This window comes from Bradyrhizobium sp. NBAIM01 (genome assembly GCF_020194115.1).
Lineage (GTDB): Bacteria > Pseudomonadota > Alphaproteobacteria > Rhizobiales > Xanthobacteraceae > Bradyrhizobium > Bradyrhizobium yuanmingense.
Window position 1 is genome coordinate 17,250 of sequence record NZ_JADYVU010000005.1, and the last position, 23,694, is coordinate 40,943.

Sequence of the window (23,694 nt, forward strand, 5' to 3'; positions counted from 1 at the left end):
GAGGGGACAATGCGGAGCGGCGGGCCGCTCCGGCTGCATCACTTCGACACCACCTCCGGCACCTTGCCGGCCGGCGGCGTGTTGCGGCTGCGCTGGGTGCGGACGATGCCGTCGATGATGGTCATTCCGATGCCGGGGAGGTCGCCGAGCTGGACGCTCTCAAGGATGTTCTTGCCCGGCGAGTGCTGGGCCTTGTCCATGATGACGAAGTCGGCGGAGCGGCCGACCTCGATCAGGCCGCAGTCGAGCTGGCGCATCCGGGCGGTGTTGCCGGTGGCAAGGCAGAATGCGATCTCGGCCGGGAGGTCGCCGAGCGAGGACAGCATCGAGACCATGCGCAGAATGCCGAGCGGCTGCACGCCGGAGCCGGCGGGCGCGTCGGTACCAAGGATGACGCGATGCAGGTCGCCCATCTCGCGGGCGGTGCGCAGCGTGAACAGGGCCGAGCGCTCATTGCCGTTGTGCACGAGCTCGAGGCCGCGCTTGCAGCCCTCGCAGATGCAGCGGATCTGGTCGTCGGGCAGGGCAGTGTGGCCGCCGTTGATGTGGCCGACCACGTCGGTGTCGGCCTCAAGCACCACGTCCTTGTCGATCAGGCCGGAGCCGGGGATCGACGGGCCGCCGGTGTGGATGGTGCTCTGGATGCCGTATTTGCGCGCCCAGCCGACCATCTTCCGCGCGGTCGGGCCGTCCTTGACGCCGCCGAGGCCGACCTCGCCGAGCAGCTTGACGCCGTTGGCGGCCATCTCCTTGAAGTCCTCTTCCACCATCTCGCATTCGATCACCGGCGCGCCGGCGTGAACCTTCACCCCGCCAGGACGCAAGGTCCAGAATGCGCGCTGGGCGAACACGGCCATGGCCTTGAGGCCGACGACGTCGCGGGGGCGGCCAGGCATGTGCACCTCGCCGGCGGAGATCATGGTGGTGACGCCGCCGTGGAGATAGCTGTCGATCCAGTTGATCTGGTTCTGCCGCGGCGTCCAGTCGCCGGCGACAGGGTGGACGTGGCTGTCGATCAGGCCCGGCGCCACCGTGGTGCCGTTGGCGTCGACGACGGTGGTGGCGCCTTCGGTATTGACGTCCTTGAAGCGGCCGATTGCGCTGATCTTGCCGTTCTCGGCGACGATGGTGTCGCCGTCCAGGATCGGCTTTTCCAAAGCGCCGGACAGGATCAGGCCGATATTGCGGATCACCAGCTTCGAGGGTCCGGTGGCCTGGGGTGCGTCATGCGCCATGGAAGGGGCTCCTTATTCCTAGCTGCAACGCTTGCGATCTTGGGCAGCCTTGACCGCGGGATCAAGCCGGATTATTCATTAGTATACGAATGATCGTGTACAAACGACGCATAGCTGCCGGCCTCGGAACCGCAATTGACGCGACAGGGAAGGTGAAATGAGCAATTTCAATCAGGAAAGCGTTTTGAGCGTCCACCACTGGACCGATACGCTGTTCTCCTTCAAGACCACCCGCAGCCCGACCTTCCGCTTCCGCAACGGCGAATTCACCATGATCGGGCTCAAGGTCGGCGAGAAGCCGCTGCTGCGGGCCTACAGCGTCGCCAGCGCCAATTACGAGGACACGCTGGAGTTCTTCTCGATCAAGGTGCCGGACGGCCCGCTGACTTCGCGCCTCCAGCATTTGAAAGAAGGCGACGAGATCATCGTCAGCCGCAAGGCCACCGGCACGCTGGTGATCGACAATCTGGAAGAGGGCCGCAACCTCTACCTCGTCGGCACCGGCACGGGCCTTGCGCCGTTCCTGAGCGTGATCAAGGATCCCGAGACCTATGAGCGGTTCGAGAAGGTGGTGCTGCTGCACGGCTGCCGGCACGTCAAGGAACTCGCCTATGGCGAGATGATCACCGAGCATTTGCCGAAGGACGAATTGCTCGGCGAGTACATCCAGAACCAGCTGATCTACTATCCGACCGTGACGCGCGATCCCTTCCGCAATCGCGGCCGCATCACCGATCTCATCACCTCAGGCAAGCTGTTCGCCGATATCGGCCTGCCGGTGCTGGAAGCCGCCCATGACCGCGTCATGATCTGCGGCAGCCCGGCCCTTGTGGCGGACACCCGCGTCCTCCTGGGCGAGCGCGGCTTCGTCGAGGGCAATCACGGCGAGCCTGCCCAGTTCGTGGTCGAGAAGGCCTTCGCCGAGCGCTGAAGCGTTTTCGAGCGAAGTGAATACCGGTTCGCGTCAAGAAGACGCGCCAAAATAAGAATCTAAGCCCCGTTGCGGGGCTCCAGATCCGGAATTTCTGCGCGAGAAGATCGCATTTTCGCCACCGCCGGGGCGTTGCGGCGCCGATTCGGCGCACGATACTATGTGGGACCGAATCAGCGGAGTTCCCACATGGTTGCGGACAGCGACAGCAACATCGCCTGGCACCGGGTTCAGTTGAAGAAGAACCGCGCCGAGCTGAAGGCGCTGGAGACCGCGCGCTTCACGATGGGCGAGATCGCCACCTCGAAGCGCAACGGCCAGACGCAGAAGACGATCGCGGAACTCAAGCGCAAGATCGCACAGTCGGAGCGCGCCATCGCCGATCACGACAAACGGACGCGCCGTCCACTCGCAACCGACCTGCAGAGCCTCAGCAATGGCAGCTGGAGCCATTGGGACGCCTACACCCAACAGCAGCGCAAGAGCGGCCAGCGCTCCTCCGGGCGCGGATAGCCGCGGCTCGCCACGCCCGCGGCCGACGAGCAGACGCGCCCTTGCGCCGGCCGCGCCGCGCACCATCTCGGTGATACGCCACCAATCGTTCCGGTGATCCCATGACAGTGCGCCTCGATTTCACCAGCGAGGCCTTCTTTCGCGATCCGCCCAAGGCGATCGCGAAATTGCGCATGTCCGCACCCGTGGTCGCGACGCGGTTTCCCATCATCGGCAATGTCTGGATCACCACGACCCATGACGCCACCGCGCAGGTCCTGAAGGACGGCGCGACCTTCACCTTGCGCAAGGAGGATGGCGATATCGCGGGCTTGCGCTGGTGGATGCCGAGGTTCGTCAGGACCATCGCCAACAACATGCTGACGATGGACGAGCCGGATCACACGCGGCTGCGCAGCATCGTCGACGAAGCGTTTCGCCGCCGCGCGATCGTTGCGATGGAGCCGCGCATCCGGGCCATCGCTGACGGTCTGGCCGACGAGCTGTTCGCGCAAGGATCCCCGGCCGATCTGGTCCAGCGCTATGCGCGCATCCTGCCGCTCGCGGTGATCTCGGAGCTGCTCGGCCTGCCGCTCGCAGATCGTCCAAAGTTCATCGCCTGGGCCAACGCGATATCCTCGCTGACGAATGTCGTCAGCTTCTTCCGCCTGCTGTTCGCGGTGCGCAAGATGCGCGCCTACCTCGAGCAGCAGTTGCAGATCGCGCGTGTCCAGGGCGGCGAGGGCCTGATTGCCGAGCTGATTCAGGTCGAGCGCGAAGGCGGCCAGATCACGCCGGATGAAATGGTCTCGATGGTGTTTCTGTTGCTCGGGGCGGGATCGGAAACCACCACCCATCTCATCAGCGGTTCCATCTACGAACTGCTCAGGAATCCCGAGCTGCGCGACTGGCTGGAACAGGATTGGAGCCGTGTGGGGCTCGCGGTCGAGGAGTTTCTGCGCTTCGTCTCGCCCGTGCAATTCTCCAAGCCGCGCTACGTGCGGCGCGATGTCGAGGTCGAGGGCGTGCGCCTGAAGAAGGGCGATCGCGTCATGGTGATGCTCGCCGCTGCGAACATGGATCCCGCGGTACATGATCGTCCCGAGACCCTCGATCTCGAACGCAAGCCGAACCGCCATATCTCGTTCGGCACGGGAATCCACTTCTGTCTCGGCCATCAGCTCGCGCGCATCGAGGCGGCCTGTGCGCTGGAGGCGCTGTTCGTGCGTTGGCCGAAATTGAGTCTTGCCGTCGATGCCGCTGAAATCCGCTGGCGCAGGCGGCCGGGCTTGCGCGCGATCGCGAAGCTTCCCGTCACGGCAGAGGGCCGCGGAACAGAGACGACTGCACGCAGCGGAACGAGGCACGATCGTTCCCTCACCGCGGCGAACTGACGTCGGCGGCGCCCTTTCGGAAAATCTTTGCCTGTTGTGATCGGCCAGGAACGGTGTGCCGTTCGTGCTGTTGTCATCCCGACATGGCGCGCAGGAGAGTTCCTTGGGGCCAATGTCGCAGATCGACGTCTTAACGGGAGACAAGATCATGGCCAGCAAGATGCCACCTGTTCCACCGGACAATCAGAGCCGCAAGGGAACCGGCAATCGCAAGCAGATGTCCGCCGATCAGATGCCGCACGGTCAGGAGCGTGTACAGAATCCGGATCAGCAGGGACAGCAGGGCAACATCAAGCAGAACACGACCAACCAAGGCTATCAGCAAGATCGCTGAGGAGGACGACATTCATGTCGACATCCACGAAGACACCGAACAGCATTCGACAGGGCGGGCCCGGCGCCTCGCATGAGAACGCGAAGGCACCGCTTCAGGTGAAGAAGCCGCCGGCGGACGATCCGCAGCGCAGCCACAGCCGGGTTTCCGGCGGCGGTGGCGAGCGCGACTCCCATCACACGCACGACGAGGCCGGAAAGGGCGGAGGCAGGTGACATGACCAACAAGCAACCCAAGCTGTACGCGCCGACCGAGAAGGACCTGCATGACAACCCCCTGATCGGCGGATCCAAGGGCGCGAACAGGGCAGGCGTTTCGCCTGACGACCTCGAGGACGTCTTGGGCGAGAACACGATCGAAGGCGACGTCGAAAACGACGTGAACGCCGGTGGCGGTATCGACAAGGATGTCGCCCGGAGCGGTTCGCCCCGAAGAGGCCGGTAAGATTGGAGGCCCACAATGCAGGGCAAGAAGACTCACGAACAGCAAGTGCGCATCCTCGAGCGGAAGCCAGATGTTCCGGATGCGCGAGAACTCGAGCAGGCCGCCGGTCATAACCCGCAAGACACGCGCGTCCATCGTGCGAACCCCGAAGCTCGTCACAGCGAGTTTCCAGTGAGCCGCGGCGGTCTCAACCAGGAGAGCGATCACAACAAGCACAACGATCCCGGCCAGAGCGGCCACAAGCCGCCCAAACCGACGACGGCACAACAGAAGCACTAAATCATCCGAAGAGAGGAGAGACTGATGCCTGGTGGGCATGGCAGCAAGACGCACTTCAGATCGGGCATGCATGGCAAGGGCGACGGCACCGGCGCATTGACCGACGTGCCGAAGGAGATGATCGGCGACAACATGGTCCTGTCCAACCGCGACAAGAAACAGCATTCGGACATTCGTGGCATGGACGGCAAGTCCATCCAGACCGAACAATATCAGGACCACGCAGCAAACCGGCTCGATGAGAAGCCGGAGGCCGACGAGACCTGAGAGGACGTTCCTTCCGCCAACTTGCGGACCGGTGTTCAGCCGGTCCGCTTTTTTGTGGGCGCAAGGTCGCGCTCCCAGCCGAACACCGAGCGGCCGTCGAGATCCGGTGAGGCCGCTCGTTCACCGGCGATGAAAGCCTCGACCGAAGGCCCGCGCGCGGTCCGCTCCAACCGCCGCGCCTGGTCGTCGAGGCGTTTGATCGCCTGCATCTCCTCGTCGCGTCCGAGCTTCGCGTTTCGGATCGCGCCCTTCAGCACCCGGATGGTCTCGTCATAGACCTTGATCGGAACGGGGTAGGGATGCCGGTCCTTGCCGCCATGGGCGAGCGAGAAACGGGCGGGGTCGGTGAAGCGATAGGGCGCGCCGTGCACGACCTCGGCAACCATCGCGAGCGAGCGCACCGTGCGCGCGCCGACGCCCGGCGTCAGCAGCAGCTCCGGAAAATCCGCCGGGCCGCGTTCGGCTGCAGCGGCGAGTGTGCCGTGCAGGCGGCGCGCGAACACGTCCTTCGGCCGCACATCATGATGCGCAGGCATGATCAGATGCGGCAGCATGCCTTGCGCCGGCGTGGACGGGGTCCCCGTGAGCCGCTCGAATTCGGAGACGATGCGATCCGGACCGAGGTCGGAGAGCAGCTCGAGCTGTGCCGTCCGAGATAGATCGGCGCGATGATCGGTGAGATTGACGATCTCCCCCTGCTGCGGCCCGTCGATTGCGCTGTGCGGCGTATCGACAAAGCTCTTCAGTGCCTCGGAGTGCCAGTGATAGCGCCGCGCCTGCCGCTTGTCGCCGTTCATGCCCTGCTGCACCACCGTCCATTTGCCCTCAGTGGTGACGAAGAAGCCGTGCAGATAAAGGTCAAAGCCGTCCTGGACCGCGGCGCTGTCGACCTTGGCGACCAGACGGCTGGCCCGGGTCAGCTTGACGCCGTCGAATCCGACGCGGTCGCCGAGCTGCAACAGCTCGTCCGGCGTCTTGCGCGAATGCTGACCGCGACCGCCACAGACGTAAATCCCGAGCTCGTCCTGGAGCGGTCCGAGCCCGCGCTTCAGCGCGCCGATCACGGAGGTGGTGATGCCGGAGGAGTGCCAGTCCATTCCCATCACGGCGCCAAACGACTGGAACCAGAATGGATGCGACAGGCGCTGTAGAAATGCGTCGCGGCCGTAATGATGCACGATCGCCTGGGTGACGATCGCCCCGAGCGAGGACATGCGACTTGCCAGCCAGGGCGGAACCCGCCCGGTGTGAAGAGGAAGATCGGCGCTGCCGGTTCGTCGAGTCATGGCGACAAGCCTAGCGCAGCTCAGCGACGGTTGCACCTGCGGGATGCTGCATTGCACGGGGCGGGGGAGCGAAGCCGGCCGGGATGCGTTGTGCGGGTTGCGTGAATGCAATGATGGGGACGATCCATGGATTGGCAGGCTCTGACGGCCGATATCGACAGGATGTTCGGCTGGATACCGTCATGGTTCATCGGCCTCACCCTGGTTGCCGGCGCGATCCTTCTTGCCCTGCTCGCCTATCGGGTCGCCACATGGCTGCTCAACCGCGCTTTCGGAACGCGGCTTCCGCTCTTGAGCGTGTTCATCGAGCGCACGGCGGGCCCCGCGCAAATGGCGCTTTGCCTTGCCGCCGTCGCAATGGTGCTGCCGCTGGCGCCGCTCGACGATACGATTCGCACCCCCCTGACGCGCCTGTTCGTCGTGGCCTTCATCGCGCTGATCGGCTGGATCTCGATCCGGATCGTCGACATGAGCGCGGCGCGCTACTTGCAGAACTTTCGCGATGTCACCGAGAATTTCGTCGCGCGCAAGCACGTCACGCAGGTGCGCGTGTTCAAGCGCGTCACCGACACCATCATCGTCATCATCACGGTCTCCGCCGCGCTGATGACGTTCGACTCCGTGAAGCAATACGGAGTCAGCCTGTTCGCCTCCGCAGGTGCTGCCGGTATCATCGTCGGCCTTGCCGCGCGCCCGCTGCTGAGCAATTTGATCGCCGGCCTGCAGATCGCGATCACCCAGCCGATCCGCATCGAGGATGCCGTGATCATCGAGAACGAATGGGGCTGGATCGAGGATATCGCCTCGACCTATGTCGTGATCCGGCTGTGGGATTGGCGCCGCATGGTGGTGCCGCTGTCCTACTTCATCGAAAAGCCGTTCCAGAACTGGACGCGCGACACCGCATCCCTCATCGGCGTCGTCGCGCTGCATGTCGACTATCGCGCCGACGTCCCGCGCATCCGACGCTGGCTGGAGGAGGCGGTGAAGCAGTCGAAGCTGTGGGACGGGGAGGTGGTGAATCTCCAGGTGATCGATGCCGATTCGCGCACCATCGAGCTTCGGGCGCTGGTCAGTGCCAGGAACGCACCGCAGTCGTGGGACCTGCGCTGCGAGATCAGGGAGAAGCTCATCGCCTTCATCCGCGACGAGATGCCGGAGGCGCTGCCGCGCGACCGCGCCATCCTGATCCCGTCGGGAGACGGAGAGGGCGATCTCGGACTGCGTCCCGCACCGCCGGAGAAGATGCGGGCGAGCGCCAGTCACTGAACGGCGCTTACGCGCCTGCGTCCCGCCATTGCCACGTTCTTGTTGACGAGACCTGATCTTTTGTACGATAGTACAAATCTCATGGTACGCAAGCCCACCAGCAAGGAAGCGGCCCGCAAGCCGAACATGCGCGAGGCGATCCTCGCCGCCGCGGAGGAGCTGTTCGCCACCAACGGCTTCAATGCCGTATCGGTGCGCGACATTGCGCAAGCTGCCGGGGCAAATCCGGGCAGCGTGACCTATCATTTCAAGACCAAGGACGGTTTGCTGCTGGAAATCTACCGGCGTCATTGCGGGCCGATGAATCTGCGCCGTTCCGAGCTGCTCGCGGCCGCAAAGCGCGTGCGCGATCTCCAGGACCGGCTGGAGGCGATCGTTCGGGCCTATGTGGTGCCGGCCTTCACCTCGGGCAGCGATCTCGCCGGCGGCGGGGCGCGTTTCACGCGGCTGCGCGCGGTGATGTCGGCGGAAGGTAACGAGGTCGCGCGAAAGATCATCGCGCAGACCTTCGACGACACCAGCCACGCCTTCATCGACGCGGTCCACGAGAGCCTGCCGCACATTCCGCGCACGGACATCGTCTGGCGCAGCCATTTCCTGCTCGGCGCACTCTATTATTCACTGGTGACGCCGGAACGCGTGTCGCGCCTGTCGCGCGGCGAGGCCGACGGCAGCGATGCCGCTTGCGCCATCGAACAATTGGTGCAGGCCACCGTCGTGGCTTTCCAGGCGCCGGCGCTGGATGAGGCCGCGCCGGCGCGGCGGCGGCCGGTCGTCGCCGGCAAGGCGTGAAGCAAGAAATCTCGCTTCGGCGGTTCACCTCATGACGATGATGTACACGCCGACCATTCCACCGCCCGACCCGAACACGCGCACGCCGAAGTTCAGGCTGCCGAAGTTGTCGTGTGACGCGCATTGCCACATCTTCGGGCCCGGCGCGAAATATCCTTACGCGTCGGAGCGTTCCTACACGCCGCCGGATGCACCGCTGGAGGATTTTCGCATCCTGCATGCCAAGCTCGGCGTGGAGCGCGCCGTCATCGTCAATGCCAGCGTGCACGGCACCGACAACAGGGTGGCGCTCGATGCGATCGCTGAGAGCAATGGCGCCTACCGTGCCGTCGCCAACATCGATGGCGCCGTCACCGAGCGCGACCTGCGCGTGCTGCATGAGGGCGGTTTTCGCGGCTGCCGTTTCAATTTCGTCCGCCATCTCGGCGGCGTCCCCGACAAGCGCGTGTTCGACCGCATCGTCGCGATGGTCACGCCGCTCGGCTGGCACATCGATCTGCATTTCGATGCGATCGATCTGCCCGAATATGCCGACATGCTGACAAGGCTGCCCCTGACCTACACCATCGACCATATGGGCCGGGTGAAGGCGGCAGACGGGCTCGACCAGTTGCCGTTCAAGATCCTGATCGAGCTGATGCAGCGCGATGACAAGTGCTGGGTGAAGATCTGCGGCTCGGAGCGGGTGTCCTCTATCGGTCCGCCGTTCACCGATGCGGTGCCGTTCGCGCGAAAGATCGTCGAGACCGCGCCGGATCGCGTCATCTGGGGTACGGACTGGCCGCATCCCAACGTCAAGGTGATGCCGAATGACGGCGATCTCGTCGATCTGATTCCGCTGTTCGCGCCGGAGCCGGCGGTGCAGACGAAGATTTTGGTCGACAATCCCGCGCGCCTGTTCGGGTTCGAGGCGTGACGAGACGTTGCGCGACATGCGTTGCGGACGCTGGCGGATGCATACGAACGAAAAGGAGTAGCCCATGAAAACAGGCCTCATCGTCACCGCCCATCCCGGCGATTTCGTCTGGCGCGCCGGCGGCGCCATCGCGCTGCATGCGAAGAAGGGCTATCGGATGAAGATCGTGTGCCTGTCCTTCGGGGAGCGCGGCGAGAGCCAGTTCGCCTGGAAGGAGCAGGGCGCGACGCTGGAATCGGTCAAGGCCGGCCGCAAGGACGAAGCGGAGCGGGCAGCCAGGCTGCTGGGCGCCGAAATCGAGTTCTTCGATTGCGGTGACTATCCGCTGAAGCTCACCGAGGCGCATTTCGACCGCATGGTGGACATCTACCGCGAGCTCAATCCGAGCTTCGTCCTGACGCATGCGCTGGAAGACCCCTATAATTTCGACCATCCGAACGCGGCGCATTTCGCGCAGGAGACGCGCGTGGTCGCGCAGGCCATGGGCCACAAGCCCGGCGCGCAGTACAAATACTCGGCCCCGCCGGTGTTCCTGTTCGAGCCGCACCAGCCCGAGCAGTGCAACTACAAGCCGGACACGATCCTCAAAATCGACGAGGTCTGGAAGGAGAAATACGAGGCGTTCCAGATTCTCGCCGCGCAAAAACATCTCTGGGGCTATTACGAGCGCGTCGCGCTCAACCGCGGCATCCAGGGCAGCCGCAACACCGGCGTGCCCATGACCTATGGCGAGGCCTATCAGCGCCTGTTTCCGACGGTTGCGGACGAGCTGGCATGACGCCGGTCCGCAACATCAAGCTGAAGGCCGTGCTCGGCAGTCACCACCATGTGCAGGCGGTGAAGAGCGGGGCGCTCCGTTCCGACCTGTTCGATCTCGATTTCATCGAATACACGCCGACCAACACGGCGTTCAAGCCGATGGTGCGCGAGCAGGCCTTCGACGTCTGCGAGATGGCGATCGTCACCTATCTGATGGCGAAAGCGCACGCCAAGCCGCTGGTGCTGCTGCCGGCGACCATGCTCGGCCGCTTCCAGCATTCCTACGCTCTCTATAATCCCGCGCATGGGACGCTCGGGCCCACTGATCTCGAAGGCAAGCGCGTCGGTATCCGCTCCTTCACGACCACGACGGGCGCCTGGATCAGGGGCATCCTCGCCAACGATTGCGGCGTCGATCTCGACAGGATTCGCTGGATAACCTTCGAGGATCCGCATGTCGTCGAATATGTCGACACCACCGAGCGCGCGCCGAAGGACAAGAAGATCCTGCAGATGCTGCGCGACGGCGAGCTCGATGCCGTCCTCGGCGAGACCTCCGATGATCCCAAGCTGAAGCCGTTGTTTCCCGATCCGGCCGCAGAGGCCGCCCGATGGTATGCGCGGCGCGGCGTGGTCCCGATCAACCATCTCGTGGTCGTGACCGAGAGCCTGGCGAAATCGCGCCCCGACGTGGTCGCCGGCGTCTATGATCTGCTCAAGCGCAACAAGGCGCAGACGGGAGCGACGGCAACGCCGGACCTCGTTCCGTACGGGATCGAGGCCAACAGAAAACCGCTCGAGCTGATCATCGACTACGCATTCCAGCAGGCGCTGATCCCGCGCCGCTATGCGGTCGATGAGCTCTTTGACGAGACGACACGAGGACTGAACTGATGGCAGGTGATCCCAGGCGCTGGCAGATCGGGTTGGTCGGCTATGGCGAGGTCGGCAGGATACTGGCTGAGGATTTGCGCCAGCAGGACATCAAAGTCTCAGCCTACGATATCAAGCTCGGAGGCGAGCAGGGTGTGCCGCTGCAGGAGCATGCGGCGAAATTCGCTGTCGCTCTTGCGACCTCTCACGCCGAGCTGACCGCGAAATCCGACTTCATCATCTCCGCCGTCACGGCGAGCCAGGCCGTGCCGGTCGCAGAGGCCTGTGCGACGGCGATCAACCAGGGCACCTGGTTTCTCGATTTCAACTCGGCCTCTCCCGGCGCCAAGCAGCGCGCGGCGGCGCTGATCGACGGTGCCGCCGGGCGCTATGTCGAGGGCGCGGTGATGACCTCGGTGCCGCCTTATCGCATCAAGGTGCCCTTGCTGCTCGGCGGACCCGGCGCGAGAGAGCTCGAGCCGCTGCTGAACGCGATCGGTTTCGCGGCCAAGGTTGCCAGTGACAAGCTCGGCGTGTCCTCGGCCGTCAAAATGTGCCGCAGCATCATGATCAAGGGCCTGGAGGCCATGGTCATCGAGAGCTTCACGACAGCGCGCGCCTATGGTGTCGAGGATGCGGTGTTGCCTTCGCTTGCGGAGACGTTCCCCGGGATCGATTGGGAGGAGCTGGGCGCCTATTGCTTCCAGCGCGTGATCGAGCACGGCCGCCGCCGGGCCGAAGAGGTGCGGGAGGTTGCCGAGACCGTGCGCGAGGCGGGGCTGACGCCATGGTCGGCGCAAGGCACGGCCGAGCGGCAGGCCTGGATGGCTGATCTCGCCGATGAGGGGCTGTTCGGGTTGAGGGGCAGCAGCGAATTCGCCCGCAGTGCGGACTGGCGCACCGAGGCGGACCGGATCCTGGCGAAGATCAATCGGACGAAATAGTCAGCTCAGGACCGGGTCGCGGGATTCGAAGCTCCCGACCTGGTCACGCGCGCGTTCGATGAGGTCGATCAGATTGCGGGATTTACGGACGAGCTGCTCGGTGGCCGGCTGGGTGCGGAACTCCGCCAGCACGGCGCGAACGCACTTGCTGGCGGCATCGAGCGTCCAGAGCGTACGGTTCACGTCGGCCTGCGTCTGGATGGCCGAGATATCGAGACCCGAGAGAACGTGGCCGATGCCGTCCAGCCGCTTCACCGCCGTATCGGTCGGCGTTCGGGCCTGGACGGAATCATCGATGCTGCTGAATGCGCTGAACAGACTCATACTTCCCCACTGAACGCAGATTGTCAGTGCACGTCCTAGTTATGGCGACGCGGCCTGCCTCGCAATGCGTTGAGCTACGGTCCGGGATTCTACCGAACTCGGGTCGGCGCGGACCGGCGGTAAAATCGAACTGCAGTGGCTCCGCCGCCAACAAGTTCTGCGCGCGATTCCCGGGATATCGGACCCAGAACCGCTGTCAGCTCTTGAACAGGGTCGGCCGCGGCCGTGCAAATGTCTGCCGGCCGCGCTTGAAGCCCATCAGGACGTCAGGCAGCTCGGCGATGGCGAATCGGCTGTCCTTGGTATCGAGCACGATCAGATCGGCGGGATTGCCGACCTCGATGCCGTAGTCGGCGAGGTTCATCAGCCGGGCCGGCAGCTCGGTCACGAGGTCCAGGCAGGTGTCGAAGTCGCTGACAGAGGCGTGCGCGACGTTGGCGTAGAAGTTCGCCATCCGCAGCAGCGAGGCATCGCCGAACGGCGTGAAGGGATTGAGCACGTTGTTGGTCGCGACCGAGCAGAGCACGCCGTCGCCGGCAAGCTTGTGGGCGAGGGTCAGCCCGCGCGGCGCGTTGTGCGTGGCCTCGCGCCCCATCAGATAGAGATCGGTCGCGGGCAGGACGGTGACCGCAACGCCTGACCTTGCCAGTTGCGCAGTGGCCGCCTTCATCCGTTCGCGGGGCAAGGCCGACAGTTTCGTGGCATGGCCGATCGCGACGCGTCCGCCATAATTGCGCTGCTCGGTCTGGCGACAGACCTCGTCGAGATGCCACCAGGAGGGATCGAGGTCGAAGTCGAGATGGAGGTCGACGTCGATGTCGAATTCCCCGGCAAGGTCGAAGATGCGCGCAAGGTGCGCGTTCGGGTCGGTGTCCATGTAGGGACAACCGCCAATGACCTCGCCGCCTTCGCCCAGCGCCTGGACCAGCAGCTCCTCGGCTCCGGGATCGTTGGTGAGGCCTTCCTGCGGGAAGACGCAGAGCTCGAGATCGATCGCCCAGGCGTAATCGCGCTTCAGCGCCTTGACCGCCTCGTAGCCGCGGAGGCCGATGCGGGGGTCGATCTCGACATGCGTCCGCATGCGCGTCGTGCCGTTGACGATGGCGCGTTCGAGTACTCTGGCGCCGCGCGCGTAGACGTCCTCGATTGTGAAATCCTTCTTCATGCCGGCGACGGCGCGGATCGCCTCCGAGACGCTGCCGTGATCGTGGCCGCAGCGGCCGAGCAGGCAGGCCTTGTCGAGATGGATGTGGGTGTCGACGAAGCCGGGCAGGGCGAGGAGGCCGCCGAGATCGACGTCGGCGGCCTCGCAGGCCAGCTTTGGCGCGATCGCGGCGATGCGGCCGTCCTTCACCCCGATATCGACCGGTGCGGCGGAAGAGCGCAACAATGCGTTGCGGAAGATCAGGTCGAAGGTGGCTTGGGTGGTCATGGCGTTGGATCAGCCGTGGCAGCCTAGCGGAAGCCGTGGGGGCGGGCAGCTCCAGATTGTGTGCAATGCTGGGGCTGGATTGTCCAAAAATTGTGCATGCACTTTGAGGCCCGGATGGTAAAATAGCGGCATCCGGAGAGAATCCCGCGATGTCTACTCCCGCAAAATCCGAAAGCCCGATGACCGACGCCGAGATTGTCGAAGCCTATCTCACCGCTTCGATGATACCGGATCCCGACGCCGCTGCGGCCTATATGAAGCCGGGCACGGTGATCACGTTCACCGGCGGGCGCGCGTTCGACCATCCGCGCGGGCCGACCGGCTTCAACGCGAAGCGCTATCGCTGGGTCAAGAAGAAGATGGATCGGTTCGACGTCTGCCCGGGCGCGGACGAGACCGTCGTCTACAGCGTCGGTACGCTCTATGGCGAGTGGATGGACGGCACGCCGTTCGAGGGCAACCGCTACGTCGATCGCTTCGTCGTGAGGGACAGGCAGATCGTGAAGATGGACGTCTGGAACGATAGCGCCGAGCGCATTCTCGTTCAGCGCGGCATCGAGGCCTAACTCCGTCGAGCCAGCTTCGGCAGCTTGATCACCCGATCGCTCGTCACCTCGTCCGCATAGGGTGCGAGGATGTCGAGTAGATCGCGGCCGCGCTGCGGAGTGGGGGCGACCAGCGCACGATTAGCCACCGAATCTAGGTGATGATGCATCAGTTCCATCACCTTGGCCGCATCGCCCTTGGCAAGCGCCGCGATGATGGCGCGGTGCTCGTTGATGGCGCATTCGGTGGAATGCGGCCGGCTGTACAGCGACAGCGTCAGGCAGCAGCGATAGGCGACCTCGCTGACATAGCGCACCAGAATCGGGCTGTTCGTCATATGGGCGAGCAGAATGTGGAATTCGGTCGCGAGTCGGATCGACACCGCATCCGTGCCGCCGCGGGCGCGATCCTCGGCATCGACATGGGCGTTCAGCTCGGCGATCTGCGCCTTGGTCAGCTTGCCCGCGAGCTGGCGCACGACGAGGCGTTCGAGCTCGATGCGGATGTCGAAGGCATCGCGCGCCTCCTGCCAGCTCGGCGTCGCCACCACGGCGATCCGGTTGCGGCGGAGCTCGACCAGGCCTTCGGCGGCGAGTTGACCTAGCGCATGGCGGGCAATGGTGCGGCTGACGCCGAAACGTTCGCCGAGCGCATCTTCCGGCAGCTTGGCGCCGGGCTCCAGCGCCTGCTCGATGATGGCGCGCCGGAGCGCGCGGCAGATCACGCTGACCTTGTCCGACGATTCAGAAGTCTTGCTGCTGGCGCGCGCCGCCATCGGCGAATCCCATGGGAGTGACATCTCTCTTTAGCACAGGCTCGCGCCGATTCAGCGCTCCAATTGCATGCAGTTTGGCCTCCGGACTGCCTAAATCGAATCCGGCGGTTTGGCTCGGATTTCGGCTAGGCCTTTGATTTCGCGGGGCTCGATCGCTGGCATCCAGCTTGCATGCACTTTTTTCCGTGATGCGCATGCAACCCAACGCCCAGTTCGACGGCCAGCCCGTTCCCGAAGGCTCTGCGACGATCGCCATCGAGCTGTCGGAGGCCTCGGTGACCTTCGGGCGCGGCGACCGCGCCGTGCCTGCTTTGTCGAAGACCACGCTCAAGATCGCCGACGGCGAGTTTGTCGCATTGGTCGGCCCGTCCGGATGCGGCAAATCGACCATATTGCGTCTCGTCAGCGGCCTGGTGCAGCCGACCAGCGGCGTCGTCATCGTCGGCGGCCGCGAGGTGGCGGCCCGGGCGATGCGGGTCGGCATGGCCTTCCAGAACCCGACCATGCTGCCGTGGATGACGATCGAGCGGAATATCATGCTGCCGTTGAAGATCGTCGAGCCGTTCCGCTCGAAGTTCCGCAAGCTGCGCAAGACCGAATTCCGCGACAAGGCCAATGCGCTGCTGGAGCAGGTCGGCCTCAAAGGGTTCGGCAACCGCTATCCCTGGCAGCTCTCCGGCGGCATGCTCCAGCGCGCCAATCTCTGCCGTGCGCTGATCCACGAGCCGCGCATGCTGCTGCTCGACGAGCCCTTTGGCGCCCTCGACCAGTTCACCCGCGAGGAGCTATGGGCGATCCTCCAGAATCTCTGGATGACGCACAAGCCGACCGTGCTGCTGGTCACGCACGATCTGCGCGAGGCGGGCTTCCTTGCCAGCCGCATCTGCGTGATGAGCGCGCGCCCCGGCCGCATCCTCGACGACAGCCGCGTCGAATTCGCGCGGCCGCGCACGGTCGCGATGACGTTCGAGCCGGATTTCGTCGCGCTGAACCAGAAGCTGCGCGCCTTCATCGAGGATGCGCGCAGCGCCGCTGAGCAGGGGGCAGGCTGATGTTCGGGATCGATGTCAGGCAGAAAGCGTGGTCGGCGGGGCTGATCGTGCTGTTCTTCGTCGCCTGGGAGCTGTTCTGCCTGATGACCGGCATGTCCGACCTGGTGCTGCCGCGGCCCTCGCAGGTCTTCGTGACGCTGGTCCAGCGCTTCCCGGTGCTGTGGCCGCACATCGTGCAGACGCTCGCCACCACCATGCTCGGCTTCGTGCTTGGCGTCGCGCTCGGCGTCGCCCTCGGCGCGATCATCGGCGTGTCGAAGACGGCCTACGACACCTGCTATCCGCTGCTGATCGGCTTCTCCTCCATCCCCAAGGTCGCGGTGGTGCCGATCTTTGTGCTGTGGTTCGGCTCTGGCACGGTGCCGGCGGTGCTGACTGCGCTGTCGATCTGCTTCTTCCCGATCGTGGTCAATATCGCGACGGGACTTGCCACCACGGAGCCCGAGCTCGAGGACGTCTTGAAGGCGCTCGGCGCCAGCAAGCTCGATATCCTCTGGAATGTCGGTCTGCCGCGCACCATGCCGTTCTTCTTTGCTTCGCTGAAGGTCGCGATCTCCTACGCCTTCGTCGGCGCGGTGCTGTCGGAGACGGTCGCCTCCAACCGCGGCATCGGCAACGTCATGATGACCGCGTCCTCCAATTTCAACGTGCCGCTGGTGTTCGCGGGCTTGTTCGTGCTCGCCGGGCTCGGTGTCGCGCTCTACGTCGTGTTCTCGCTGATCGAAGGACAGGTCACCGGCTGGGCCACGCGCAAGAACGACGTGATCGCCACCTGATTTCTTGAACCGTCACGCAACGAAGCTGAGGAGGTCTCGATGTTGAGGAAGTTAACCGCCGCGCTGCTTGGATTGGCGCTGTCCGCAGGCGCCGCCACCGCGCAGGAGACCACGATCAAGTTCACGCTAGGCTGGAAAACCCAGGGCAGCGACGCTGCCTTCTTCTATGCCAAGGACAACGGCTTCTTCAAAGAGGAAGGCCTCAACGTCGTCATCGATCAGGGCGAGGGCTCCGGCGCCACCGTCACGCGCGTGATGTCGGGCGCCTATGACGCCGGCTTCGGCGACGTCAACGCCATCATCCAGAACGCCTCGACCAAGCCGCAGGAGGCGCCCGTCATGGTCTACATGATGTGGAATCAGCCGCCGTTCGCCATCGTCGCCAAGAAGAGCAGCGGCATCAACACTATCAAGGATTTCGAAGGCCGCACGCTCGGCGGTGCGCAGGGCACGCCAACCACGCGCTTGTTGCCGGTGTTCACCCGCAAGAACGGGCTCGACGGCGAGAAGATCAAGATCTCCAACATGGCGCCGAACCTGCAGGAGCCGATGCTGATCAAGGGCGACATCGATGCGGCCCTCGTCTTCAACATCACCAGCTATTTCAATCTGGTGCTCAACCGCCAGGATCCGGACAAGGACTTTAAATGGTTCTCCTTCGGTGAATATGGCCTCGATCTCTACTCCAACGGCGTGATGGTCTCCCGCAAGCTGATCACCTCGAATCCGAAGGCCGTGGCGGGCCTGGTGCGCGCCATCAACAAGGGTGCGATCGCGATCGCCAAGGACCAGAATGCCGGCATGAAGGCGGCACTGAACTACGACAACCTCATCAACGCCGAGGTGGAGAAGCGCCGGCTGCAATATTCCTTCGAGAAGCTGATCGTCTCGTCCGAGATGAAGGAGATCGGCATCGGCGACATCAAGGACGACCGGATGACGCGCGCGATCGGCATCGTGGTCGAGGGCTATCAGCTCGCCCGTGCGCCGACGCCGGCGGAGGTGTTCTCGCGCGAATTCCTGCCGCCGCGCGCGGAGCGGGAGCTGGTGTACACTGCCAACTGAACTTGGAGGAACAGCCATGGCCACGGAGGTCTCGGCAACCAGCCTGTTCCGTGGCCCTGACCGTGGCGTAAGCGAGAACGTCGTGCTGCGGCACGACGACGGCGTCATCACCGAAATCTCGGAAGGAGCGGGGCCGGCGCCTCGCTCCTTCGTCATCCCAGCCTTCGTCAACGCCCATGATCATGCCCGTGCCACGCCGTCGTCCTTCGGTGCGGTCGGCATGCCCCTGGAAAGCTGGATTCTGCGCACCGCACTGGGCTCGCCGGTCGATCCCTATCTGACCGCCGCCTCGGCATTGGCCCGTTCCGCCAAGGCAGGCTGCGCGGCGATGATGGTCCATTACACGCGTCCGAGCGGGACGATGCCGCTGCTGGACGAGGCCAAGGCCATCGCGAAAGCCGCATCCGACGTCGGGATTCGCATGGCGTTTGCAATGGCGGTGCGCGACCAGAATCCCATCGTCTACGGTGATGCCGAGCCGTTGCTGTCGGGGCTTGCCGGGGACGATCGCAAGACCATCGAGGATCTCTTCGTTCGCGCGCCGATGTCGCCGAAGGCCTATATCGAGCTGACCGACGCAATTGCCGCAGCCATCGCCGGACCGATGGTCGACGTGCAGCTCGGGCCGGCCGGTGTGCAATGGTGCTCGAAGCCGCTGCTGGAGGCCGTCGCGGAGAACTCCGCGCGCTCCGGTCGCCGCATTCACATGCATCTGCTGGAAACTGTGTACCAGCGTGCCTGGGCCGACCAGCACTTTCCGGAAATGGTGCGCTGGCTTCGCGATGTCGGCTTTCTCTCCGGGCGGCTGACGCTGGCGCATTGCATTCACGCCCGTCCGGATGAGCTGGAGATGATCGCCGCCTCCGGCGCGCGCATCGTCACCAATTTCAGCTCGAACATGCATTTGCGCTCGGGCCTCGCCGCGATCGCCGCTGCGCACAGATGCGGCTGCGCCATCACTGTGGGCGTCGACGGTCTGGCGCTGGACGAGGATGACGACATCCTGCGCGAGATGCGGCTGGTGCAGATGGTTCACGGCGGGCTCGGCTTCAAGGCGACATGGACGCCCGCCGAGATGTTTGCGCTCGCCATCCGCAACGGACGCCATGCGACCGGGGCGCCCGGGAATGGTGAGCTCGCGGCGGGCAATCCCGCCGACTACGTCGTGATCGATCTTGACCGGCTCGATCGAGACCAGATCATGCCGGTCGATCCCATGGCGCTGCTGTTCGCGCGCGGCAATGCGTCGCTGGTGAAGGAGGTCGTCGTCGCCGGCAAGACCATCGTGAGGGAAGGGGGCTGCACGAGCGTCGACCTGGCGGCCGTCGAGCGGGAATTGCGGGCGATGTACCGCGCCAATGTCGGCAAGCTCGACAGCTTCCGGCGGATGTGGCCGTCCCTGTCGGATCGGTTGAGCGGCTGGTTCGAGCAGCAGCTGACCTGCGAGTGACGTGCCGGTGGGCGCCGCGACGGAACGCATATCAAAGAGCGATAGCAGGTAGACGCAGCCTCGTCTGGCGCTTGACCGGCCCGTCGGCTATCAGCTCCTCGATAGCTCGACACCCATCCCCTTCGAGGAGCCCCTGATGCGCCTACCGACCATTCTCCTGGCCCTGACATGTCTTGCCGGCGCGGCGTCAGCCGAAGACCTCGCGGGCACGCTCCAGAAGATCAAGGAGACCAAGAAGATCACGCTGGGCTATCAGGAGGCCTCCGTCCCATTCAGCTATCTCGACGGCAACCAGAAGCCGGTCGGCTTTGCCATGGACATCTGCCTCCGTATCGTCGAAGCCGTGAAGAAGCAGCTCGGCATATCAGACATTTCGGTCGAGACTGTCGCGGTGACGTCCTCGAACCGGATTCCTTTGATGGTCAACGGCACGCTCGACCTGCATTGCTCGGCGACCACCAACAATGCCGACCGCCAGAAGCAGGTCGCCTTCACCAACACTCACTTCCTCAGCGCGACGCGGTTCGCGGCCAGGAAGGCGGCGAGCATCAAGACCATCGACGATCTCAAGGGCAAGGCGGTCACGGCGGTCGCGGGATCTGTGAACCTGACGCAGCTCGCCAAGGTCAACACCGAGCGCAATCTCGGCATCAACATCATGCCGGCCAAGGACCAGGCCGAGGCGTTCCTGCTGCTGGAGACCGACCGCGCCCAGGCCTATGCGCTCGACGACGTCCAGCTCGCGGTCGCGATCGCGCGGTCGAAGGAGCCGCAAGCTTACATGATCAGCGAAGAAGCGGTCTCCAAGCCTGAGCCCTACGGCATCATGCTGCGGCGGCAGGATGCGCCGTTCAAGGCGCTCGTCGATCGCGCCACCGCGGAGCTTTATGCCAGCCCCGAGATCGAGGTGCTCTACAAGAAGTGGCTGCAATCGCCGACGCCGCCGAACGGCCTCAACTACAACGTCCCAATGTCATCGGCCTTGCGCAACGCCTTCAAGAAACCGAGCTCGAGCGCCGATCCTGACGTCTATGTGGTGAACTGAAGCGAAGGAAGAGCGCCTTTCTTACGCGTTCGAGTATTTCTTCAGCTCGAGCCGCGCGATCTGGTTGCGATGGACCTCATCGGGTCCATCGGCAAGTCGCAGCAAGCGCGCGGTGGCGTAGGCCTGCGTCAGGCCGAAATCGTTCGAGGTGCCGCCGCCGCCATGGGCCTGGATGGCCCAGTCGATGATCTGACAGGCCATGTTGGGCACGGCGACCTTGATCATTGCGATCTCTGCCTTCGCCACCTTGTTGCCGACCGTGTCCATCGCATGGGCCGCGTTCAGCGTCAGTAGCCGCGCCTGCTCGATCATGATGCGCGCCTCCGCAATGCGCTCCTGCGTCACCGTCTGCTCCGAGACCGGCTTGCCGAAGGCGACCCGGCTCCGCACGCGGCGGCACATCTTCTCCAGCGTGCGTTCGGAAAGGCCGATCAGCCGCATGCAATGATGGATGCGGCCGGGCCCGAGACGGCCCTGCGCAATCTCGAAGCCGCGGCCCTCGCCGAGCAGCATGTTCTCCTTGGGCACGCGCACATTGGTGAACACCACTTCGGAGGCGCGGTCGGGCACTCCGTAGAAGCCGAACACGGGCAGGGGACGCTTGACCTCGATGCCCGGCGTGTCCATCGGCACCAGGATCATGGATTGCTGCTTGTGACGGTCGGGATTGTCGGGGTCGGTCTTGCCCATGAAGATGCAGATCTTGCAGCGCGGGTCGGTCGCGTTGGTGGTGTACCATTTGCGCCCGTTGATGACGTAATGGTCCCCGTCGCGTACGATCGAGCTCTCGATGTTGGTCGCATCGGATGATGCGACCGCCGGCTCGGTCATGGCGAAGCAGGAGCGGATTTCGCCCGCGAGCAGCGGCTTCAGCCAGCGCTCCTTGTCCTGCTCGCTGCCGTAACGCTCCAGCACCTCCATGTTGCCGGTGTCGGGCGCCGAGCAGTTGAAGACTTCAGGAGCAAGGTGCGAACGGCCCATCACCTCGCACAGTGGCGCGTATTCGAGATTGGAGAGGCCCGCGCCGTGATCGCTCTCGGGCAGAAACAGATTCCACAGCCCCTCCGCGCGCGCCAGCGGCTTAAGCTCCTCGACGACCGGATAGACCTTCCACGGCCCGAGCTCTTCAGCCTCGCGGTAGAAGCGCTCCTCGTTTGGATAGATGTGCCGGTCCATGAAGCTTTCGAGCCTGCGCTTGAGCTCGACGACTTTCGGCGACATCGGATAGAGCATTTTCTGGTCTCCTTGATCGACGGCGAGCGGGTCACGCGACCCGGTACTCTTTGAACCTATCGCGCAGAGCGGATTTCAGCACCTTGCCGGTGCCGGTCATCGGGAATTCGTCGAGGAATTCGACGGCGTCCGGCAGCCACCAGCTCGCGATCTTCGGACGCATGTGCTCGAGCAGCGCCTTGCCGTCGACGGTCGCGCCCTTCTTGCGGACGACGAGGAGCAGGGGGCGCTCCTGCCATTTCTCGTGGCTGATCGCGACGACGGCCGCTTGCAGCACGTCGGGGTGGGACAGGGCGATGTCCTCGAGCTGGATCGAGGAGATCCACTCGCCGCCGGACTTGATCACGTCCTTGGAACGGTCGGTCAGCGTGACGTGGCCTTGTGGGTCGATCACGGCCATGTCGCCGGTGATCAGCCAGCCGTCGCGGTCGAGGCCTTCGTCCAGCTTCATGTAGCCGGAGGCAACCCAGGGCCCGCGGGCGCGCAAATGGCCGACCGTCTTGCCGTCGCGCGGCAGCTCAATGCCGGCGTCGTCGACGATGCGCAAATGCGTGCCGAAGCAGGCGCGGCCGGAGACCTGGCGACGGTCGAATTTCTCCTTCTCGCTGAGATGCTCCGAGCCCGGCCGCAGCCCTGGCATCGAGCAGCCCAGCGCCTCGGTCATGCCCCAGGCCTGGATGTAATCGACATTGTACTCGCGCTTGAGCTTCTCCACCATCGCGCGCGGCGGGGCCGAGCCCGACGACAACGTCGCGCGCAAGGTCGAGAATCTGTTGCCGGTCCGCCCGAGCCAATCGAGCAGGATCAGCCAAAAGCTCGGCACGCCCGCCGACAGCGTTACCTTCTCGCCTTCCAGCAATTCATAGAGCTTGTCCGGCTCGTAGTTGCGGCCGGGCAGCACGAGCTTCGATCCCGTATAGGGCGCTGTGAACGGCATGTTCCAGCCATTGCCGTGGAACAGCGGCGCCATCGGCATCATCACCTCGCGCACACCTTCGACATGTCCCGGCAGGAAGTCGAAATTGCAGCAGGTCATGGTCTGCAGGATCGCGGCGCGGTGCGAGTAGATTACGCCCTTTGGATTGCCCGTCGTGCCCGAGGTGTAGCAGATCGTCGAGGCGGCCTTCTCGTCGAACTCCGGCCAGGCGAAGCCGGCGTCGTTCTCGCGTTCCAGAAGCTCTTCGTAACAATGCACGTTCGCGAGCTTCGTCTCCGGCATCCGCTCGCGCGAGGACATCACGACATAGGCCTCGACCGTCTTCAGCTGCGGCGCAATCGCCTCCACGATCGGCAGCGTGGCGCGGTCGATGTAGAGCAGGCGGTCCTCGGCATGGTTGATGATGTAGACGAGCTGCTCGGGAAACAGCCTGGGATTGACCGTGTGAAGCACGTAGCCCATGCCCGGCGCGGCGTAGAACATCTCGAAATGCCGGTGTGTATTCCAGGCCAGCGTTCCGACGCGGTCGCCTTGCTTCATGCCTAGCCGCTTCAGCGCCAGCGCCATGCGCTTGATGCGCGGATGGGCGTCGGCGTAGGTGTAGCGATGAATGTCGCCCTCGATCTCGCGTGCGACGATCTCGGCTTCGCCATGATAATCGGCCGCATACTGGATCAGGCCGCTGATCAGCAGCGGCATGTCCATCATCAATCCCTGCATGGTCTCCCTCCGGATGGTCACGTCGTTGCGTGGCTCGTGATTTGCGCTCGAGGTTAGCGGAACGTCACGCAGCGTTCACGCAAAAAACAATCAGCGTGATTGCATGCCGCGCTTTTTCGGCGCT

The 23,694-nt window shown here is 64.3% G+C and carries 27 protein-coding genes; 20 read left to right on the forward strand and 7 right to left on the reverse strand.

Translation table 11 applies throughout. The features are described from left to right. Nucleotides 1-38: 38 nt before the first annotated feature. Entirely contained in the window at nt 39-1,235 is a 1,197-nt protein-coding gene (locus I6F31_RS17795) for an amidohydrolase family protein (protein ID WP_225185850.1), read from the reverse strand. A gap of 157 nt (nt 1,236-1,392) precedes the next feature. On the opposite strand from I6F31_RS17795, the gene I6F31_RS17800 reads away from it, so the two are divergent. The 8 genes from I6F31_RS17800 to I6F31_RS17835 all read left to right on the forward strand — a co-directional run bounded on the left by I6F31_RS17800 (nt 1,393) and on the right by I6F31_RS17835 (nt 5,376). Beyond that, on the forward strand, nt 1,393-2,166 hold the full coding sequence (locus tag I6F31_RS17800) for a ferredoxin--NADP reductase (protein WP_225141455.1): 774 nt from the start codon (nt 1,393-1,395) through the stop codon (nt 2,164-2,166). Nucleotides 2,167-2,355: 189 nt separating this feature from the next. After that, nucleotides 2,356-2,679, forward strand: coding sequence for a hypothetical protein (locus tag I6F31_RS17805; RefSeq protein WP_036001330.1), 324 nt, complete (start codon nt 2,356-2,358; stop codon nt 2,677-2,679). Between the two features lie 101 nt (nt 2,680-2,780). Next, complete coding sequence (locus I6F31_RS17810) at nt 2,781-4,052, forward strand: cytochrome P450 (RefSeq protein WP_225185851.1); 1,272 nt, start codon at nt 2,781-2,783, stop codon at nt 4,050-4,052. 148 nt (nt 4,053-4,200) lie between these two features. After that, nucleotides 4,201-4,386, forward strand: coding sequence for a hypothetical protein (locus I6F31_RS17815; RefSeq protein WP_225186010.1), 186 nt, complete (start codon nt 4,201-4,203; stop codon nt 4,384-4,386). A gap of 14 nt (nt 4,387-4,400) precedes the next feature. Beyond that, nucleotides 4,401-4,601 (forward strand): hypothetical protein, encoded by a 201-nt coding sequence (locus I6F31_RS17820; protein WP_036001325.1) that lies wholly within the window; start codon nt 4,401-4,403, stop codon nt 4,599-4,601. A gap of 1 nt (nt 4,602) precedes the next feature. Further along, the gene (locus I6F31_RS17825; protein WP_057028858.1) at nt 4,603-4,830 is read left to right on the forward strand and encodes a hypothetical protein; all 228 of its coding nucleotides are present in this window, start codon (nt 4,603-4,605) and stop codon (nt 4,828-4,830) included. 15 nt (nt 4,831-4,845) lie between these two features. Beyond that, on the forward strand, nt 4,846-5,109 hold the full coding sequence (locus tag I6F31_RS17830; protein WP_036001319.1) for a hypothetical protein: 264 nt from the start codon (nt 4,846-4,848) through the stop codon (nt 5,107-5,109). 24 nt (nt 5,110-5,133) lie between these two features. Beyond that, the gene (locus I6F31_RS17835) at nt 5,134-5,376 is read left to right on the forward strand and encodes a hypothetical protein (RefSeq protein WP_036001316.1); all 243 of its coding nucleotides are present in this window, start codon (nt 5,134-5,136) and stop codon (nt 5,374-5,376) included. 35 nt (nt 5,377-5,411) lie between these two features. Here the strand turns inward: I6F31_RS17835 and I6F31_RS17840 are convergent, their stop codons facing one another. Continuing rightward, nucleotides 5,412-6,662: a DUF763 domain-containing protein gene (locus I6F31_RS17840; RefSeq protein WP_225185852.1), complete on the reverse strand. Its 1,251-nt coding sequence runs from the start codon at nt 6,660-6,662 to the stop codon at nt 5,412-5,414. Between the two features lie 126 nt (nt 6,663-6,788). Here I6F31_RS17840 and I6F31_RS17845 point away from each other — a divergent pair, with 126 nt between their 5' ends. The 6 genes from I6F31_RS17845 (at nt 6,789) to I6F31_RS17870 (ending at nt 12,215) form a co-directional block, all read left to right on the forward strand. Continuing rightward, nucleotides 6,789-7,931, forward strand: coding sequence for a mechanosensitive ion channel family protein (locus tag I6F31_RS17845; protein ID WP_109144111.1), 1,143 nt, complete (start codon nt 6,789-6,791; stop codon nt 7,929-7,931). Between the two features lie 81 nt (nt 7,932-8,012). After that, nucleotides 8,013-8,723 carry a TetR family transcriptional regulator gene (locus tag I6F31_RS17850; protein ID WP_225185853.1) on the forward strand — a complete coding sequence of 237 codons (711 nt, stop codon included), beginning with the start codon at nt 8,013-8,015 and terminating at the stop codon, nt 8,721-8,723. A 31-nt stretch (nt 8,724-8,754) separates the two neighbouring features. Next, nucleotides 8,755-9,639, forward strand: a complete 885-nt coding sequence (locus I6F31_RS17855) for an amidohydrolase family protein (RefSeq protein WP_225185854.1) — start codon at nt 8,755-8,757, stop codon at nt 9,637-9,639. A gap of 64 nt (nt 9,640-9,703) precedes the next feature. Beyond that, complete coding sequence (locus I6F31_RS17860; protein WP_225185855.1) at nt 9,704-10,417, forward strand: PIG-L deacetylase family protein; 714 nt, start codon at nt 9,704-9,706, stop codon at nt 10,415-10,417. Beyond that, nucleotides 10,414-11,292 (forward strand): hypothetical protein, encoded by an 879-nt coding sequence (locus I6F31_RS17865; protein WP_225185856.1) that lies wholly within the window; start codon nt 10,414-10,416, stop codon nt 11,290-11,292. The genes I6F31_RS17860 and I6F31_RS17865 overlap by 4 nt, the downstream gene beginning before the upstream one ends. After that, nucleotides 11,292-12,215 carry an NAD(P)-dependent oxidoreductase gene (locus tag I6F31_RS17870; protein ID WP_225140170.1) on the forward strand — a complete coding sequence of 308 codons (924 nt, stop codon included), beginning with the start codon at nt 11,292-11,294 and terminating at the stop codon, nt 12,213-12,215. Before I6F31_RS17865 ends, I6F31_RS17870 begins: the two co-directional genes overlap by 1 nt. On the opposite strand, the gene I6F31_RS17875 is transcribed toward I6F31_RS17870, so the two are convergent. Together I6F31_RS17875 and I6F31_RS17880 are read right to left on the reverse strand one after the other, a co-directional pair. Beyond that, on the reverse strand, nt 12,216-12,539 hold the full coding sequence (locus I6F31_RS17875; RefSeq protein WP_128262247.1) for a hypothetical protein: 324 nt from the start codon (nt 12,537-12,539) through the stop codon (nt 12,216-12,218). Between the two features lie 196 nt (nt 12,540-12,735). Further along, nucleotides 12,736-13,971 carry an amidohydrolase family protein gene (locus tag I6F31_RS17880; RefSeq protein WP_225185857.1) on the reverse strand — a complete coding sequence of 412 codons (1,236 nt, stop codon included), beginning with the start codon at nt 13,969-13,971 and terminating at the stop codon, nt 12,736-12,738. A 149-nt stretch (nt 13,972-14,120) separates the two neighbouring features. On the opposite strand from I6F31_RS17880, the gene I6F31_RS17885 reads away from it, so the two are divergent. Next, entirely contained in the window at nt 14,121-14,537 is a 417-nt protein-coding gene (locus I6F31_RS17885; RefSeq protein WP_225185858.1) for a nuclear transport factor 2 family protein, read from the forward strand. On the opposite strand, the gene I6F31_RS17890 is transcribed toward I6F31_RS17885, so the two are convergent. Then, the gene (locus I6F31_RS17890; protein WP_225185859.1) at nt 14,534-15,292 is read right to left on the reverse strand and encodes a GntR family transcriptional regulator; all 759 of its coding nucleotides are present in this window, start codon (nt 15,290-15,292) and stop codon (nt 14,534-14,536) included. The two genes, I6F31_RS17885 and I6F31_RS17890, sit on opposite strands and share 4 nt — an antisense overlap. A gap of 194 nt (nt 15,293-15,486) precedes the next feature. Here I6F31_RS17890 and I6F31_RS17895 point away from each other — a divergent pair, with 194 nt between their 5' ends. The 5 genes from I6F31_RS17895 to I6F31_RS17915 all read left to right on the forward strand — a co-directional run bounded on the left by I6F31_RS17895 (nt 15,487) and on the right by I6F31_RS17915 (nt 20,680). Beyond that, nucleotides 15,487-16,344, forward strand: a complete 858-nt coding sequence (locus tag I6F31_RS17895) for an ABC transporter ATP-binding protein (RefSeq protein WP_036001404.1) — start codon at nt 15,487-15,489, stop codon at nt 16,342-16,344. Next, nucleotides 16,344-17,120: an ABC transporter permease gene (locus I6F31_RS17900; protein WP_036001283.1), complete on the forward strand. Its 777-nt coding sequence runs from the start codon at nt 16,344-16,346 to the stop codon at nt 17,118-17,120. The genes I6F31_RS17895 and I6F31_RS17900 overlap by 1 nt, the downstream gene beginning before the upstream one ends. A gap of 39 nt (nt 17,121-17,159) precedes the next feature. Continuing rightward, complete coding sequence (locus I6F31_RS17905; RefSeq protein ID WP_225185860.1) at nt 17,160-18,185, forward strand: ABC transporter substrate-binding protein; 1,026 nt, start codon at nt 17,160-17,162, stop codon at nt 18,183-18,185. Between the two features lie 16 nt (nt 18,186-18,201). After that, nucleotides 18,202-19,635 carry an amidohydrolase family protein gene (locus I6F31_RS17910; RefSeq protein ID WP_225185861.1) on the forward strand — a complete coding sequence of 478 codons (1,434 nt, stop codon included), beginning with the start codon at nt 18,202-18,204 and terminating at the stop codon, nt 19,633-19,635. 136 nt (nt 19,636-19,771) lie between these two features. Beyond that, nucleotides 19,772-20,680, forward strand: coding sequence for an amino acid ABC transporter substrate-binding protein (locus tag I6F31_RS17915; RefSeq protein WP_225185862.1), 909 nt, complete (start codon nt 19,772-19,774; stop codon nt 20,678-20,680). Between the two features lie 21 nt (nt 20,681-20,701). Here the strand turns inward: I6F31_RS17915 and I6F31_RS17920 are convergent, their stop codons facing one another. Together I6F31_RS17920 and I6F31_RS17925 are read right to left on the reverse strand one after the other, a co-directional pair. Then, entirely contained in the window at nt 20,702-21,913 is a 1,212-nt protein-coding gene (locus tag I6F31_RS17920; protein WP_036022388.1) for an acyl-CoA dehydrogenase family protein, read from the reverse strand. A gap of 31 nt (nt 21,914-21,944) precedes the next feature. Then, nucleotides 21,945-23,570, reverse strand: coding sequence for a long-chain fatty acid--CoA ligase (locus tag I6F31_RS17925; protein ID WP_225185863.1), 1,626 nt, complete (start codon nt 23,568-23,570; stop codon nt 21,945-21,947). Nucleotides 23,571-23,694 lie beyond the last annotated feature (124 nt).